Raw genomic sequence first — 16,381 nt, 5'->3', positions numbered from 1 at the left:
TGCGTCGTGGCGGTTGCGGGGTTGCAGTCCTGCCGAAGGACAGGACTGCTTCGTGAACTGACTCGCCGTGATGTTTGAACGTAGCGCGCAGCGCGAAGTGAGTTTCACGGCGAACCCCGCAGCCGCCACGACGCAGGTTGCCCCGCAGCGCAGCGAAGGGGTCGCGGACATTCGGGCGCATTTCTTTGCCTACTTTCTTGCTGCGCGGCAAGAAAGCAGGTCGGCCGCCGGGCCGAATCCCGGCCTCGAAAAACCACCACCCGGCAGGGTCCAAAAAAGACCAAAAACTAAAGAGGCTCCGGCGCCCTTCCGACAGTATCCGCAGGCAGCGCAACCATCTCAGACAACAACCGCACCAGCCCCCGAGCCGAAGCCTCCACCATCAAAGCCCCCCGCTCGGCCGTAGCCCCCGCAGCATTCCCCACCGCCCCGCAAACGTTGTAGTCCTCGATGGCCCAGCCCATCTTGGCGCTTCGCCCATTGCCCAGCAAGGCATGCCGCTGCGCCCGATCCTCCGAAGTGGAATGAAAGTCCCGCGCATGCTCCATGCGCACGGTCTCCGGCGCCAGGTGCAGCATCATCGACGTCTCGACCTCGCCGCCATGGATGCCGAAGCGGTGTTCATGCGCGCTGAACTGCGCATTGGCCGCATCGTCCACCAGGCCGAACCAGCTGCTGCTGTAGACCAGCAGGCCATGGCGCATGCGCAGCTCGCGCGCCACGATGTCCATCACGCTGACCTGTCCGCCATGACCGTTGAGCAGCAGCAGCCGGCGCACGCCGGCCCGCGCCACGCAGGCGCCCAGCTCGGCCCACAGCGCGATCACCGTGGCGGGCGACAGCGTCAGCGTGCCGGCAAAGGATTGGTGCTCCACGCTGAAGCCGATGTTCTGCGGGGGAAGGAACAGCGCGGGCAGCTCGGGCGGCAGCAGCGGCAGGGCCGCATCGATCACGCCCTGCAGCAGGCGGGCGTCGACGGACAGCGGCAGGTGCGGACCGTGCTGCTCCACGGCGGCCACGGGCAGCACGGCGATGGTTTCGGCAGCCAGGCCGGCCTGGGCCAGCGCGAAATCGCGCGCCGACACCTCGGCCCACCAGCGGGAGGGCCAGGCGTGGAGAGAGGGCGGTGCGGACGGGAGATGTTGCATGGCCCAGATATTAGGGCCATCCACAGTGCCAGCAGCAGGCGCCTCACTCGGCCTTGAAGTTGGATTCCTTGACGATGCGTTTCCAGCGCTCGTTGTCCGACTCGATCAGCCGCGCGAACTCCTCGGGCGTTCCCCGGCGCGGCACATAGCTGTAGCTGCGCAGCTTGGCCAGCACGTCGGGCATCTGCATGACCTTGTCCATCTGCTGCGCGAGCTGGGCCACGATGTCGCGGGGCGTGCCCTTGGGCGCCAGCAGGCCCGACCAGGAGCTGAAGCCCATGCCGTCCACGCCGGCCTCCTTGATGGTGGGCACCTGGGGAAAGACTTCGGCGCGCTGGGGCAGCAGCACGGCCAGGGCCTTGACCTTGCCCGTGCGGATCATCTCCACCGAGGTGAAGGAGTCGAACGAGAAATCCACCTCGCCCGCCACCACGGCCTGCATCTGCGGCGCCGTGCCCTTGTACTGGGCGTTGACGATGCCCGGCGCGCCAATCACCTTCTTGAACTGCTCGGTGATCAGCGAAATCATGCTGCTGCCCGAGGACACGCTCAACGGCTTGCCCTGTTTGGCCATGGCGACCAGCTCCTGCAGGCTGTTCACGGGCAGGTCCTTGCGTGCGATGAGGACGAAGCCCACGTCGCACAGATGGCTGATGGGCTCGAAGCTGGACAGCGCCTCGTAGCTGGTCTTGTAGAGCACAGGGCTCAGCGTCTGCGCGCCGGCCGTGTTCATCAGCAGGGTGTAGCCGTCAGGCGTGGCGCGCGCGGCCAATTCCGTGCCGATGACGCCGTTGGCACCGCCCTTGTTGTCCACCACGAAGGACTGGCCGGTCAGCTCCCCGAGCTTTTGCATGGCCAGCCGCGCCACCACGTCGGTGGTGCCACCGGCGGGAAAGGGCACGATCACGCGCACGGACTTGTCGGGATAGGCAGCGGCCGCGCTTGCGTGCTGCGGCAGTCCCCAGGCTGCGGCCGCTGCCGCGCCAGCGGCCAGGAAGTGGCGGCGAGATGTCTCCTGCATGGCTTGTCTCCTTGTGTTGCTCTATCCCGAATGGGTGGCCGGTCCATGATGGGCAACGGACATATCGCCTGTCCAATACCAAGCGCCTATGCAACGATATCTTTTGCCAATCGTCCTGCGGCCGGCCACAGGCGATCTCTCTGGACGGCCCGCTACCATCGCAGCCTGCAGCCGGGGGAACCAAAGACCATGCCCCTGGCTCCCACAGTCCGCCATGCCGCACCAACCACCTCTTCGCCACACTGCCCCCCAGCACCTCGCCTTCTGGCTCCTCGCCTTTTTCCTTGCCGCCGCCAGCCTGCTTGCCACCCCTGCCGGCGCGCAGCTGCGCCTGAAGACCGGCAGCGGGGCGGCCGCGGCCGTGGACACGCCGCGCGTGCGGGCCGAGCTCGTGGCCCAGGCACCCGAAGGCGTTCAGCCCGGCCAGACGCTGTGGCTGGGCCTGCTGATCACCCACCAGCCCGAATGGCATACCTATTGGAAGAACGCCGGTGACTCCGGCCTGGCCACCGAGCTGAACTGGCAGCTGCCTGCAGGCCTGACGGCGGGCGAGATCCAGTGGCCCGTGCCCGAGGCGCTGCGCGTGGGCCCGCTGCTCAACTACGGCTATGAGGGCCAGGTGCTGCTGCCCGTGCCCGTGCAGGTGGCCGCCGACTTCAAGCCGCCCGCGTCCGGCATGCTGGACCTGCGCCTGCATGCGAATTGGCTGGTCTGCCGCGTGGAGTGCATTCCCGAGGAAGGCGATTTTCAGCTGCAGCTGCCCGTGCAGGGCAGCACGGCAGGCCAGGGTCAGGCCTTCACCCAGGCCTGGGCGCTCAAGCCCCAGGCACTGTCTGCGCCAGCCCAGGCCAAGGTGGTGCCAGCCAGCCAGCCAGCCGCACAAGGCAGGACGCCCGACGAGCGCGTGCAGCTGCGCATCGAGGGCCTGCCGGAATCCCTGCAGGGCCGCACGCTGGACTTCTATCCCGAATCTTCCGACACCTTCCACCACGCGGCAGAACTGGGCAAGGACTGGCAGCAGCATTGGGACGGCGCGGCCTGGGTGGCCGAGCTGCCCCTGTCCGACATGCGCGGCGAGACCCCGGCAAAGCTGCCCGTGGTCCTGGCCCTGCCACCCGCCGAGCGCGCCGCAGCGCTGGAGCAGGGCCAGCCCGTGGCCTGGCGCGCCGAGGCCCCGGTCGAGGGCCGCTGGACGGCTGCCGCCATGGCCAGCGTTTCCCCCGCACTGGCCGCTGCCCTGGCGGCCAACCAGGCCGCTGCGCCTGCTGCCAGCGCCGCCAGCGCCACCAGCCTGTGGATGGCCCTGCTCGGTGGCCTGGTGGGTGGACTGATCCTGAACCTCATGCCATGCGTCTTCCCGGTGCTGGCCATCAAGATCCTGGGCTTTGCACGCCATGGACAGGACCGCCGCGCCCAGCGCCTGGGCGGGCTGGCCTATACGGCGGGCGTGGTGCTTTCCTTCCTGGCCCTGGGCGGCCTGTTGCTGGCGCTGCGCGCGGCAGGCGAGCAGCTGGGCTGGGGCTTTCAGCTGCAGTCGCCGGCCATCGTGGCCCTGCTGGCCGCCCTGTTCACGCTGCTGGGGCTGAACCTGGCAGGCCTGTTCGAGTTCGGCTCCATGCTGCCCGGCCGCTGGGCTGCGGCCCATGCGCGCCATCCGGTGGCCGATGCCTTTCTGTCCGGCGTGCTGGCCGTGGCCATTGCCTCGCCCTGCACGGCGCCGTTCATGGGCGCCTCGCTGGGCTTTGCCATCGACATGCCGGCCCTGCAGGCGCTGACGGTGTTCGCCGCCCTGGGCCTGGGCATGGCCCTGCCCTATCTGCTGGCCAGCTTCGTCCCCGCCGTGGTGCGCTGGCTGCCGCGCCCGGGCGCCTGGATGGATACCTTCCGCCGCGCCATGGCCTTCCCCATGTTCGCCACCGTGGTCTGGCTGGTCTGGGTGCTGGGGCACCAAAGCGGCATCGACGCCGCCACCGCGCTGCTGGCTCTGCTGCTGGCCTTCAGCGCCCTGGTCTGGACGCTGACGCTCAAGGGCCGCACGCGGGCCGTGCTGGCCACGCTGGCCGTGGTGCTGGCAGGCGCGCTGCTGGCCACCACCGCGCCCCTGATCACCACGCCTGCCCAGGCGGAGGGCACGGGCACGGTGTCCGCTGCAGGCGAGCGCTGGCAGCCCTGGTCGGCCGCCCGCGTAGCCGAGCTGCAGGCGGCGGGCAAGCCCGTGTTCGTGGACTACACGGCCGCCTGGTGCGTGACCTGCCAGGTCAACAAACGCACCACGCTCAACCATGAGGAGGTGCTGGCCGCCTTCGACAAGCACGGCGTGACCCTGCTGCGCGCCGACTGGACGCGGCGCGATCCGGCCATCACCGCTGCGCTGCAGCAACTGGGCCGCAGCGGCGTGCCCGTCTATGTACTGCATGCGCCGGGCAAGCCCCCGGTGGTGCTCAGCGAGCTGCTATCGAAGAGCGAGGTGCTGGGGGCGTTGGCCGCGCTTTGACGGCACGCCCTCCTGGGACAAACCCCGATTTTGGGTAGGTCCCAGGCCTACATTTGTTGCAGCGCACGCCGTCCTAGACTGGATGCATCCGGGGAATACCGCAATCCGAACGCTAGGCGCCGCGGCTGCCGCCCGACTCCGGAGACCCGCCCGCGCGGCAACTGCCCGCCCTGCACGACACAGGAGGTGGGCCATGCATGCACTGATCACCCATTCGCACCCTTCGGGGGTGCACCATCGTTCACGCGGCAAGGGTTTGCTGCTGGCGCTGGGGCTTGCCAGCCTGGCCGTGGCGGGGATCGTCCTGCCCTTTGTCTGGGACCTGCTGGGCTTCGTCAACGGATTGCCCAAGATGGGATGGCTGCAGTCCATCCTGGCGGTCTCGCCGGTGTTCAGCTGGCTGATGATGTTCGCCTGGGGCCTGGCCGTTCCCGTGGCGCTGATCTATGCGCTCTACCACCCGCAGACCCATCCCTGGGGCAATGCCGCCATGGTGGCGGGCGCCATGTTCATCGCCGTCACCTGGTATGTGCACATGCCCGCCGCATCGCAGTGCACGGCGATGTACCCGCAGACCGGTATGGCCTGCTCGGTGCTGCAATGGGGCTTCAGCATGAGCCTGGGCGTGGCAACGGCGGCCTATGTGTTCCTGGTCTTCATGATTGCGCTGTCCTCGCTGGGCCTGCTGGCCGAATGCGTTGCGCGCAATGAGCCGCCCAGGCCCTGAATCCGCAGGGTCTTGCGCAAGCGTCCCGGCCGCCGATTTTTTGCCGCCGGGCCGCCCCAAGGCAAAAAGCGGCCCCCTCGGGGGGGCAGCGGACCTTGCGCAGCAAAGGGAGTGGGGGCTTCTTTTATAATGGCCGCTGGGTGTCCAGACCGCATGGGGCGGCAGGACAGGTGTTGATAGCGCAGGTCGGGCCGCCTGCGCACTGGGGCCGCAAGGCCCCTTTGCTGCTTTGCACATGAACACCTACACGACCCCGCGGCCGTCCGGCCCGCGCACGCCCCTTTTCCTGTCTTTCGCCGATCGCGTCGGCGCCTTCCTTTCCCGCTGGTCCCATGCCGAGGCCGCGGGCGGCATCGTGCTGCTGCTGGCAGCGGCCGCCGCCCTGCTCTGGGCGAACTCCGGCTGGGCCGGCTCCTATGAGGCGCTGTGGCACACGCCGCTGAGCCTGGGCCTGGGCCCGTGGCAGCTGTCGCAATCCCTGCATTTCTGGGTCAACGATGCGCTGATGAGCGTGTTCTTTCTCGTGGTCGGCATGGAGATACGCCGTGAGATGCATTCCGGCGCACTGGCCCAGCCGCGCCAGGCGCTGCTGCCCGTGATGGCCGCGCTGGGCGGCGTGGTGGCGCCGGCCCTGATCTTCCTGGCCTTCAATGCCGCGCCGCCGCTGCGCAACGGCTGGGCCGTGCCCACGGCCACCGACATCGCCTTTGCCATGGGCGTGCTGGCCCTGCTGGGCCGGGGTCTGCCGCCCGCGCTGCGCGTGTTCCTGCTGGCGCTGGCCATCATCGACGACCTGGTGGCCGTGCTCATCATTGCGCTGTTCTATTCGGGCGGGCTGCAGTGGAGCCAGCTGCTGGTGGCCGCCGCCGGCCTGGCCGGCGTGTTCCTGCTGCAGTCGCTGGGTGTTCGCCGCGCCTGGGCCTATGTGCTGCCGGGCGCCGTGCTCTGGTGGGGCATCTGGCAGACCGGCGCCCATCCCACGCTGGCCGGCGTGGTGCTGGGCCTGGTGACACCCGTGCATGCGCTGGCAGGCCGCGAAAGCGCAGCGCCCGTGGAGCGTGTGCAGGCGGACCTGCATCCCTGGGTGGCCTTTGGCGTGATGCCGCTGTTTGCGCTGGCCAATGCCGGCGTGCCGCTGCAGGGCGCGGGCACCACTGGCATTGATGTGGCGGGCACGTCGGCCGTGATGTGGGGCGTGGCCCTGGCCCTGGTGCTGGGCAAGCCGCTGGGCGTGCTGCTCAGCTGCTGGCTGGCCGTGCGCCTGCGGATGTGCGCACTGCCGCCAGGCATGGGCTGGAGCGACACGCTGCTGGCCGGCCTGCTGGCAGGCATTGGCTTCACCATGGCCATCTTCATCGCCACGCTGGCCTTTGACAGCGAGGCCCTGCTCAATGCCGCCAAGCTGGGGGTGCTGATGGCGTCGGCCACGGCCGCCGTGCTGGGCCTGGCCTGGGGCCTGGTGCTGCGCCGCCGCCATGCTGCGGCCGCGACAGCGCAGCCGGCCTGATCCGCATGCGCTGCGTACACTGCGGCGCATGAGTGATACAGCCACAGACTCCCGCCTGCGTGACATCCTCGTGCAGTGCCGCACCCTGGCCGTGGTCGGCCTGTCGCCGCAGCCCGACCGGCCCAGCCACCAGGCGTCGCAGTACATGCAGCGCCACGGCTACCGCATCGTTCCCGTGAACCCCGTGGTCGCACGCGAAGGCGGACGCATCCTGGGCGAGCCCGTCCATGCCAGCCTGGCCGACGCTGCGGCCGCGCTGGCCGCACAGGGCCTGCGCATCGACATGGTCGATTGCTTCCGAAAGAGCGAGGACATCCCGCCGCTGGCCGCCGAGGCGATTGCCATCGGCGCGCGCTGCCTGTGGCTGCAACTGGGCGTGGTCAACGATGCCGCCCTGGAGCCGGCCCGCGCTGCAGGCCTGTGGACCGTGCAGGACCGCTGCGTGAAGATCGAGCACCAGCGCCTTCTGGCCGATGCCCCAGCCGCTGCCCGGTAGCACAGGAATTGCCCATGAAAAAGGCCGCAGCCCCTGAAAGGCTGCGGCCTGCAATTGGCGTGGACCAAGGCCCGGTCAGTCCGGTGCAGGTTACCTGCCTCCGTCCGGGTGTCTGCTTCAGCCCACATCCAGCATCATGCACGGTCTTTGTGACAGCCCTGTGATGCACATCACGGTCCGGCTCACTGCACAAGAAGCCGGATCCGCCCTCTCTTTCCGAAAATCCCCCGATTCCCCCCAAGCGCCGGGACGGCCTCAGCCGCGCCGCGTGAACAGGCGCATGTAGCGCGAAGGCAGGTCCTGCATGCGCATCATGATGGGCAGGTCTGCCGTGTTGAAGTCGCTGTCCCAGGCCGGCGCGCCCAGAACCTTGGCGCCCGTGCGCAGATAGCCCTGGATCAGCGCGGGCGGCTCCACGCTCATGCCGCTGGTGCTGACCGATGCCAACTCCTCGGGCAGGGCCACGCGAGGACGCACCTGCAGCTCGGGCTCGGCCAGATGGGTCTGGCGCAGTTGCTGCCAGACGCGCGCCGGGCCCTCGCCGTGGGCCAGGCCCGGGTACTGCATGGGAATGCTGGCGCAGCCGACCATGGCGTCCAGCTGGTTGCGCTGCATGAATTCGGCCAGGGCGCCCCACAGCGCCAGGATCACGCCGCCCTGGCGGTGCGACGCATGCACGCAGCTGCGGCCCAGCTCCACCATGCGCGGGCGCCAGGCGTGCAGCGGGGCGAGGTCGAATTCCTGGTCGGAGTACAGGCCGCCGGCGCGCAGCGCCTGGGTGGGGGTGAGCAGGCGGTAGGTGCCGATGACCACGCCCCGGTCGGCGTCGCAGACCATGAGGTGTTCGCAGAAATCGTCGAAGGCGTCGATGTCGTGTCCGGCCAGCGGCGTCTGCAGAACGGCGCCCATCTCGGCGGCGAACACCGCGTGGCGCAGGCGCTGCACCTGTCGCACTTCGTCAAGGTGCCGGGCCCAGCGCACGTCCAGCCGCAGCGGCTTGTCTGCGGCCTGGGGTGGCTGGAGAAGCGCGGAAAGCGGGGGCTTGGCGACGTCGATCGCCGCGTTGCGAAGGGTGTCAAGAACGTCCATATGCCCGCCTTCCTCGTCATGTTGGACGCAGTCGGTGACCTGCCTGTGCCACTCGGTTTGCCTGCGTGCCGCCATTGTGGAAAGCCGCCATGAAAGTCCCGCGACGGTTGCGTTACAGCAACATGTCACACCGCACTGCAATGGTGCACTGCAGCAAACGCCTCTATGAAAGGTGTTGCGCGCAAGTTGGTGCACGCCATCCCAGGGTTGGCATGTCGTCAAGAATGAAACAAATTGTGCGTTAATGACAGGGCCGCATGCCCGGCCATCGCGGCTTGCGGAGTCCTCAGTCTTCCCTTGCCGCGCCATGCTCCAGACCCTTCGCTCCAAGATCCTTGCCATCAGCACAGCCACCGTGGTCGGCGCCCTTGCCATCACGGGGGCCGCCACGTACCACATCGTCCGCGGCAGCACGTTCCAGACCATCGAACAGGATCTGGATGCCATCACCGCAGGCAACACCATGGCCATCGACCAGTGGGTGGCCTCCAAGGCACGCGCCGTCAGCGCCGCCGCCGCCGTGATCGAGCATGGCGACCCGCAGGGCTTTGCCGCCCACATGGGCCAGGCCAGTGGCTTCCCCATCACCACGGTGGGCTGGCAGGACAAGACCTTCAAGTCCACCACCAGCACCCCGCCCGACTACGACCCCACGGCCCGCCCCTGGTACAAGAGCGCCGTGCAGGCCGGCAAGCTGACGCTGACCAAGCCCTATGGCGACTCCACCACGGGCGTGCCCTATGTGGCCTTCGTGGCGCCCATGCTGCGCGGCGGCGCGCTGCAGGGCGTGATCAGCGGCGCCGTGCCGCTGGAGGGCGTGCGCGAGGTGGTCTCGGCCATCCGCCCCACGCCCGGCAGCCTGGGCTTTGTGGTCAGCCGTGACGGCCAGGTGCTGGCGCATGCCGATGCCAAGCTGCTGCTCAAGCCCACCTCCGACCTCTCCGAGCTGCTGACGCCTGCCGCGCTGACCGCGCTGGCCAGCGCCACGGCGCCGCTGGAAGTGAACCTGGGCGGCAGCGCCAAGCTGCTCAAGGCCCGCCCGGTGCAGGGCACGGACTGGCTGCTGGTGGTGGCATTGGACAAGGCCGAGGCCACGACCGGACTGCAAAGCGTGCTCAAGACGCTGGCCATTGCCATCGTGCTGCTGGCCTGCCTGGCAACGGCCGTGGCGGCGGCGCTGACGGCCCAGTCCTTCCGGCGCCTGTCGCAGGTGCGCGACGCCATGGACAAGATCGGCTCGGGCGGCGGCGACCTGACGCAGCGCCTGCCGGTGTCGGGCCGCGACGAGGTGGCGCAGATCGCCTCCTCCTTCAACGGCTTCGTCGAGCAAATCGGCACCGTGCTCAAGGATGTGCGCAACGGCGTGGAGTCCATGAAGACCGCCACCGACGAGATCAAGCTGGGTAACCTGGACCTGTCCAACCGCACCGAGTCCTCGGCCAGCAGCCTGCAGGAGACCTCGGCCTCGCTGTCGCAGCTGACGGCCAATGTGCGCCAGTCGGCCGAGGCGGCCGCCATGGCCACGCGCCTGGCCCAGTCGGCCAGCAGCTCGGCCACCAAGGGTGGCGACGTGGTGGGCAGCGCCGTGAGCACCATGGACGACATCTCCAAGGCCTCGTCCAAGATCGGCGAGATCATCGGCGTCATCGACGCCATCGCCTTCCAGACCAACATCCTGGCGCTCAATGCCGCCGTCGAGGCAGCCCGCGCCGGTGAGCAGGGCCGGGGCTTTGCCGTGGTGGCGGCAGAAGTGCGCAGCCTGGCCCACCGCAGCGCGGCGGCCGCCAAGGAGATCAAGACCCTGATCGACGCCTCCGGCGCCAGCGTGGCCATGGGCACGGACCGCGTGCGCGCGGCCGGCCAGACCATGGGCGAGATCGTGGACGGCATCCAGCGCGTCTCCCAGATCATTGTCGAGATCAACGGCGCCATGACCGAGCAGAGCGTGGGCATCGGCCAGATCAACCAGGCCGTGGCCGACATGGACCGCGCCACGCAGCAGAACGCCGCGCTGGTGGAGGAGTCCACCGCCGCATCGTCCGTGCTCAACGAGCAGGCCCACCACCTGTCGCGCACGGTGGCCGGCTTCACGCTGGAAGGGCGTGCGCCTGCCCGGGATCAGCTGCTGCTCACCAACTGAGCCGCAGCACGCGACGGGCTCAGGCCTGGGCCGGCGCTCCCAGGCGCTGGGACAGGCTGCGCGCCTGGGCCTGCAGCAGCAGGGCCGGCCGGCCTTGCAGGTCCAGGTCCAGCGTGGCCGAAGGGCCGATGGCGGCAATGGCCAGCACCAGCTGGCCAAAGCCGTCGAACACCGGCACGGCCAGCGCGCTCACGCCTGACAGCAGCTGGTTCTCGACCCGGCTCAGGCGGCTGGCGCGGATGGCGGCCAGCTCCTTTGCAAAGGCGGGCTCTTCCAGGCTGTGACCTTCCGCATCCAGCAGGGGCGCAATGCGCCCGGGCTCGCCAAAGGCCGCAAAGATCTTGCCTGTGGCCGTGTGGCGCAGCGATGCGGGCGTGCCGTGGCGCATGGCCACATAGACATGGGTGGGCCCCTCTTCCACGCGGATGATGGTCGGCCCCTGGCCGCTCCACATGGCAATCGACACCGTGCTGCCCACCTCCTGCGCCAGCGCGGGCAGCTCGGCGATCGCCAGGCGCACGGGATCGGCCTGCTGCAGGCTGATCAGCCCCATCTGTATGGCCAGCGGCCCCAGGCCGTAGTGGCCGCTGGCGCGGTCCTGCTCCATCAGGCCCAGCTTGCAGAAGCTCACCAGGTAGGGGTGGGCCTTGGCCGCCGTCATGCCGGCCTCGCGCGCCAGATCCTTCAGCGCCATGCGCCGGCCGGTGCGCGCCAGCGCCTTGAGCAGCTGGCCGCCGACCTCCACGCTCTGGATGCCGCGCGGGCCGCGCGCAGGCTCGTCATCGGCGCTGTCGGAGGGGAAGACTGGGTCGTTCGGGGAGGAGGCGGCATCGGACATGGCAGGCATTGTGAAGGCTGGAACCCGAAGTTTGCGGCTCCGAGGGTTTTTCACTATGTCAAATGAATTGTTCAATGTTGAATTTTTCCCTAGCATTCAGGCATTCGATAAAAACAAACGCATTTGTCCATCTCAAAAGCAGGATGCCCATGACCACCAAGACCTTTGCCTCCGCCGCCGACCTCGAAATCAAGCAGGTCAGCTTCGACAAGCTCTCCGAGCACGCCTACGCCTACACGGCCGAAGGCGACCCCAACACCGGCATCATCATTGGCGACGACGCCGTGATGGTGATCGACACCCAGGCCACGCCCGTCATGGCCCAGGACGTGATCCGCCGCATCCGCGAGGTCACGGACAAGCCCATCAAGTACGTCACGCTGTCGCACTACCACGCGGTGCGCGTGCTGGGCGCCTCGGCCTTCTTCGCGGAAGGCGCCGAACACATCATTGCCAGCCAGGACACCTACGACCTCATCGTGGAGCGCGGCGAGCAGGACAAGGCCAGCGAGATCGGCCGCTTTCCCCGCCTGTTCCAGAACGTGGAAAGCGTGCCCGACGGCATGACCTGGCCCACCCTGACCTTCACCGGCAAGATGACGCTGTGGCTGGGCAAGCTCGAGGTGCAGATCCTGCAGCTGGGCCGCGGCCACACCAAGGGCGACACCGTGGTCTGGCTGCCCCAGGACAAGGTGCTGTTCAGCGGCGACCTGGTGGAGTTCGGCGCCACGCCCTATGCGGGCGATGCCTACTTCCAGGACTGGCCGCACACGCTGGACGCCATCGCCGCCCTGCAGCCCGAAAGGCTCGTGCCCGGCCGGGGCGCCGCGCTGCAGACGCCGGCCGAGGTGCAGGCCGGCCTGGCCGGCACGCGCGACTTCATCAGCGACCTGTGGACCGAGGTCAAGGCCGGCGCCGACGCCCAGCAGGACCTGCGCAAGGTCTACGAGGCCGCCTTCGCCAAGCTGCAGCCCAAGTACGGCCAGTGGGTGATCTTCAACCACTGCATGCCCTTCGATGTGACCCGCGCCTATGACGAGGCATCGGGCCACGCCGACCCGCGCATCTGGACCGCCGAGCGCGACCGCCAGATGTGGCTGGCGCTCGAAGGCTGATGCACGGCGGCGTCCGGGCCTGAACACCGGCACGCCCGCCCCTCGCACCCGTCCGTGAACCGGCGCCCTGGCGCGCCGGCGGGGATGGCTGCGCCCTTTTTTCCACACTGCCCACGCCAGAGGACGAACACCATGTCCCACCCCGCCATCTCCCTGCAAGCGCTGCGCGGCAGCGGCGCAGACATACAGTCCATCCACATCCCCTACGAGCGCCATGCCGACCAGGACGCCGGTGCGGACACGCCCGCCCGGCATCCCGTGGTCATCGTCGGCGCCGGCCCCGTAGGCCTGTCGCTGGCCATCGACCTGGCCCAGCGCGGCCAGCGCGTGGTGCTGCTGGACAACGACTGCCGGCTGTCCACGGGCTCGCGCGCCATCTGCTTTTCCAAGCGCACGCTGGAGATCTGGGACCGCCTGGGCGTGGGCCAGCCCATGGTGGACAAGGGCGTGTCCTGGAACCTGGGCAAGGTCTTCTTCAAGGACCAGCCGCTGTACCGCTTCGACCTGCTGCCCGAGGACGGCCACGAGCGCCCGGCCTTCATCAACCTGCAGCAGTACTACGCCGAGGCCTACCTGGTCGAGCGCGCACTGCAGCTGCCGCTGATCGACCTGCGCTGGCACAGCAAGGTCACGGCGCTCGAGCCGCAGGCCGAGGGCGCGCTGCTGACCGTGGAGACGCCCGACGGCAGCTACCGCATCGATGCGCAATGGGTCCTGGCCTGCGACGGCTCGCGCTCGCCGCTGCGCGGCCTGCTGGGCCAGGAAAGCCATGGCCGCATCTTCCGCGACCGCTTCCTGATCGCCGACGTGAAGATGCACGCCGAATTCCCCACCGAGCGCTGGTTCTGGTTCGACCCGCCCTTCCACCCGGGCCAAAGCGTGCTGCTGCACCGCCAGCCCGACGATGTCTGGCGCATCGACTTCCAGCTGGGCTGGGACGCGGACCCCGAGGAAGAGAAAAAGCCCGAGAACATCGTGCCGCGCATCCGCGCCCTGCTGGGCAAGGACGCGCCCTTCGAGCTGGAATGGGCCAGCGTCTACACCTTCGCCTGCCTGCGCATGGACCGCTTCGTCCATGGTCGCGTGGTCTTTGCGGGCGACAGCGCCCACGGCGTCTCGCCGTTTGGCGCACGCGGCGCCAACAGCGGCGTGCAGGATGCCGAGAACCTGGCCTGGAAGCTGGACCGCGTGCTGCGCGGCCAGGCCAATGCCTCGCTGATCGCCACCTACGGCGCCGAGCGGGAATACGCGGCCGACGAGAACATCCGCAACTCCACGCGCGCCACCGACTTCATCACGCCCAAGAGCGAGATCAGCCGCCTGTTCCGCGACGCCGTGCTGGACCTGGCGCGCGACCATGAATTCGCGCGCCGCATCGTCAACAGCGGGCGGCTGTCCGTGCCGGCCACGCTGCATGGCTCCGCGCTCAACACGCCTGACACCGACACCTTCGACGGAACGCAGCTGCCCGGCGCCGTGCTGGCCGATGCGCCCATGCGCCGGCCCGGCGCAGACGGCACGGCCTGGCTGCTGCGCGCACTGGGACCGGACTTCACGCTGTTGCACTTCGGCCCCACGCCGGCCTGGGCACGGGCGCTGCCCGGCGTGCTCAACCTGTCCATCGCGGCCGAGGGAGAGGCCCATGCGCCAGACGCCGACCTCATCGATGCGCGCGGCCTGGCGGCCAAACGCCTCGATGCGCGCCCCGGCACCAGCTACCTGCTGCGGCCTGACCAGCATGTCTGCGCGCGCTGGCGCCGCCCCGACGAAGCCGGCGTGCGCGCCGCGCTGCAAAAAGCCTGCGGCGCCGCCGCCACGGCCTGAACCTCTTACGCCCCATCCACAGGAGACCGCCATGCTGCTGTCCACCCACCCCAACCTGCAGGCCTGCGACGATTTCTACGAAGCCCTGATCGCCACCCACCAGGGGCTCGATACCGCGCAAAGCCATGCCCTCAATGCCCGCCTCGTGCTGCTGCTGGCCAATCACATCGGCCACCAGGGCACCTTGCTGCATGCGCTCGAACTGGCCCGCGCCAGCGCAGGACTTGCCCCTGCCGGCGCGGACCCGGCCGAGCGCGGCGCCGTGACGCCGGTCGCCCCGGTGCACGCGGCCGCCTGAAGCCGCGCGCCGCCGCCCGTGCGGCGGCCTGCCATCCCCACAAAGGCGCCCGCCTCACAACTCGGACATCTCACAAGGGCGCCGCATACAACATGGAGACAAGGATGCAACGCAAGCAGTTTCTGGCCGCACTGGCCTGCTCGGGCCTGGCCCTGGCCGCAGGGCCTGCCGCCCTGGCACAGGACAAGCCCCTGGAATGGGTCGTCGGCTATGCGGCCGGCGGCGGCTCGGACGTGGTCGCCCGCGTCATCGCCGAGGCCATGGGCCGCAATCTGGAGCGGGTCATCGTCATCAACAACAAGCCCGGCGCAGGCACCAACATCGCGGCCGAGTACAGCGCCCGCTCGCGCGACTACGGCAACCTCATGTTCACGGCCGACTTCGCCACGCTGGCGGCCAACCCCTTCCTGTTCAGCAAGCTCAACTACAACGCCGAGCGCGACTTCAAGCCCGTGGGCATGCTGGTGCGCTTTCCCATGCTGCTGGTGGTCAACAACGAGGTGCCCGCCACCAACCTCGCCGAATTCCTGGCCTGGGCCAAACAGCAAAAGACCGGCGTGAGCTGGGGCTCGGCCGGACTGGGCAGCCCCCACCACCTGGTGGGCGAGCTGTTCCGCGAACAGGCGGGCATCAGCAACATGACCCATGTGCCCTACCGCGGGGCGGCCCCTGCCGTGCAGGACGTGGTGGGCGGCCAGATTCCCGCCATGTGGGCCGACAGCGCCACCATCATTCCCTTCCTGAGCGAGAAAAAGCTCAAGGCCATCGGCGTGGCCAGCCCCACGCGCGTGGACGTCCTGCCCCAGGTCGCCACGCTGCAGGAGCAGGGTCTGAAAGGTTTCGAGGGCTATGCCTGGCAGGGCATCGTCGTGCCCACGGGCAGCTCGGCCGAGGTGGTCAAGAAGTTCAGCCAGTCGCTGCAGCAGGCCCTGGCCGACACCCGCACCAAGGCACGCCTGGCCGCCATGGGCGTGGAGCCCATGCCCGGCAGCGCCGACCAGATGGGCCAGTTCGTGCGCGCCGAGCGCAGCAAGTGGGGACGGGTGATCTCGGCCAACAATATCAAGCTGGATTGAGCGAGCCCTCGCCGCCCCGAGCGGCGATGACTCCATGAAAGTGCCCGACCTCAGCAGGCCCTTGCGCCGGTGGTCGGCACTTCCAGCAAATCCAGGGGACAGATGCCGCCTTGCTGGGAATTCCCGTGCGCTCCAGGCAAGACATCCACAGTGGCAAAGCCCCGTTCAGCAAATCCACCACACCTCCCAGACGGCTCTACCTGGCAAGCCTTTGCCTTTCCAAGCTTGCGGGCGCAGGACCGCCCGGCCCGCCCCTGACTCCCAAGCCTTCGGATCACCAGCGCGTGGTGTTCATGGTCATAGGCAGCGGTCCTCTACCTGGATCTCAGGTCGAATGGCGTCACCGGTGCGCCTTTGGGAACCGCAACCTGTTTCGGTCTTGCCATGGATTGACAGATGTGCCTAGGGTTTAGCCGATGGACCATTTCCAAATTAGACGGCCGAGCGCATACACCAGCGCGCGGCATTGACGACTTGCACAATTCGTCCTCTCGCCAAGGCTCCGGAAATCCGTCCGCATCAGATAACGGGCGACAATCCTCCTTTTCACACACCACCCTGTCAGCCAGGGCGTGCATTTGCCTACCTGTGGCGGTGCTCTTGCCAAG

13 protein-coding genes are annotated in these 16,381 nt (G+C 68.8%); 9 read left to right on the top strand and 4 right to left on the bottom strand.

All coding sequences use genetic code 11. The features are described 5' to 3' along the window. Positions 1–287: 287 nt before the first annotated feature. Entirely contained in the window at positions 288–1,148 is an 861-nt protein-coding gene (locus IB269_RS26920; protein ID WP_192368755.1) for a creatininase family protein, read from the bottom strand. A 43-nt stretch (positions 1,149–1,191) separates the two neighbouring features. After that, positions 1,192–2,169 carry a Bug family tripartite tricarboxylate transporter substrate binding protein gene (locus tag IB269_RS26915; RefSeq protein WP_192368754.1) on the bottom strand — a complete coding sequence of 326 codons (978 nt, stop codon included), beginning with the start codon at positions 2,167–2,169 and terminating at the stop codon, positions 1,192–1,194. Positions 2,170–2,383: 214 nt separating this feature from the next. On the opposite strand from IB269_RS26915, the gene IB269_RS26910 reads away from it, so the two are divergent. The 4 genes from IB269_RS26910 to IB269_RS26895 all read left to right on the top strand — a co-directional run bounded on the left by IB269_RS26910 (position 2,384) and on the right by IB269_RS26895 (position 7,393). Then, positions 2,384–4,663 (top strand): protein-disulfide reductase DsbD family protein, encoded by a 2,280-nt coding sequence (locus IB269_RS26910; RefSeq protein ID WP_192368753.1) that lies wholly within the window; start codon positions 2,384–2,386, stop codon positions 4,661–4,663. Positions 4,664–4,856: 193 nt separating this feature from the next. Next, complete coding sequence (locus IB269_RS26905) at positions 4,857–5,390, top strand: hypothetical protein (protein WP_013800334.1); 534 nt, start codon at positions 4,857–4,859, stop codon at positions 5,388–5,390. A 235-nt stretch (positions 5,391–5,625) separates the two neighbouring features. Then, the gene (gene nhaA / locus IB269_RS26900) at positions 5,626–6,897 is read left to right on the top strand and encodes a Na+/H+ antiporter NhaA (RefSeq protein WP_192368752.1); all 1,272 of its coding nucleotides are present in this window, start codon (positions 5,626–5,628) and stop codon (positions 6,895–6,897) included. A 28-nt stretch (positions 6,898–6,925) separates the two neighbouring features. After that, the gene (locus IB269_RS26895; RefSeq protein WP_192368751.1) at positions 6,926–7,393 is read left to right on the top strand and encodes a CoA-binding protein; all 468 of its coding nucleotides are present in this window, start codon (positions 6,926–6,928) and stop codon (positions 7,391–7,393) included. A 255-nt stretch (positions 7,394–7,648) separates the two neighbouring features. On the opposite strand, the gene IB269_RS26890 is transcribed toward IB269_RS26895, so the two are convergent. Next, positions 7,649–8,482, bottom strand: coding sequence for a GNAT family N-acetyltransferase (locus tag IB269_RS26890; protein WP_065346541.1), 834 nt, complete (start codon positions 8,480–8,482; stop codon positions 7,649–7,651). A 307-nt stretch (positions 8,483–8,789) separates the two neighbouring features. On the opposite strand from IB269_RS26890, the gene IB269_RS26885 reads away from it, so the two are divergent. Beyond that, on the top strand, positions 8,790–10,622 hold the full coding sequence (locus IB269_RS26885) for a methyl-accepting chemotaxis protein (RefSeq protein ID WP_192368750.1): 1,833 nt from the start codon (positions 8,790–8,792) through the stop codon (positions 10,620–10,622). Positions 10,623–10,641: 19 nt separating this feature from the next. On the opposite strand, the gene IB269_RS26880 is transcribed toward IB269_RS26885, so the two are convergent. Continuing rightward, entirely contained in the window at positions 10,642–11,460 is an 819-nt protein-coding gene (locus IB269_RS26880; RefSeq protein ID WP_174549409.1) for an IclR family transcriptional regulator, read from the bottom strand. A 149-nt stretch (positions 11,461–11,609) separates the two neighbouring features. Between IB269_RS26880 and IB269_RS26875 the strand changes: the two genes are divergently transcribed. The 4 genes from IB269_RS26875 to IB269_RS26860 all read left to right on the top strand — a co-directional run bounded on the left by IB269_RS26875 (position 11,610) and on the right by IB269_RS26860 (position 15,773). Then, positions 11,610–12,575, top strand: a complete 966-nt coding sequence (locus IB269_RS26875; RefSeq protein WP_192368749.1) for an MBL fold metallo-hydrolase — start codon at positions 11,610–11,612, stop codon at positions 12,573–12,575. Positions 12,576–12,707: 132 nt separating this feature from the next. Next, entirely contained in the window at positions 12,708–14,399 is a 1,692-nt protein-coding gene (locus IB269_RS26870) for an FAD-dependent oxidoreductase (RefSeq protein WP_192368748.1), read from the top strand. A gap of 31 nt (positions 14,400–14,430) precedes the next feature. Further along, positions 14,431–14,697, top strand: a complete 267-nt coding sequence (locus tag IB269_RS26865; RefSeq protein WP_013800326.1) for a DUF2783 domain-containing protein — start codon at positions 14,431–14,433, stop codon at positions 14,695–14,697. 104 nt (positions 14,698–14,801) lie between these two features. Next, positions 14,802–15,773 carry a Bug family tripartite tricarboxylate transporter substrate binding protein gene (locus IB269_RS26860; protein ID WP_192368747.1) on the top strand — a complete coding sequence of 324 codons (972 nt, stop codon included), beginning with the start codon at positions 14,802–14,804 and terminating at the stop codon, positions 15,771–15,773. Positions 15,774–16,381: the final 608 nt, after the last annotated feature.

This window comes from Delftia sp. DLF01, from assembly GCF_014852125.1.
Lineage (GTDB): Bacteria > Pseudomonadota > Gammaproteobacteria > Burkholderiales > Burkholderiaceae_C > Comamonas > Comamonas acidovorans.
The sequence above is the reverse complement of the archived record's forward strand: the minus strand, read 5'-3'. Positions and strand labels throughout refer to the sequence as shown.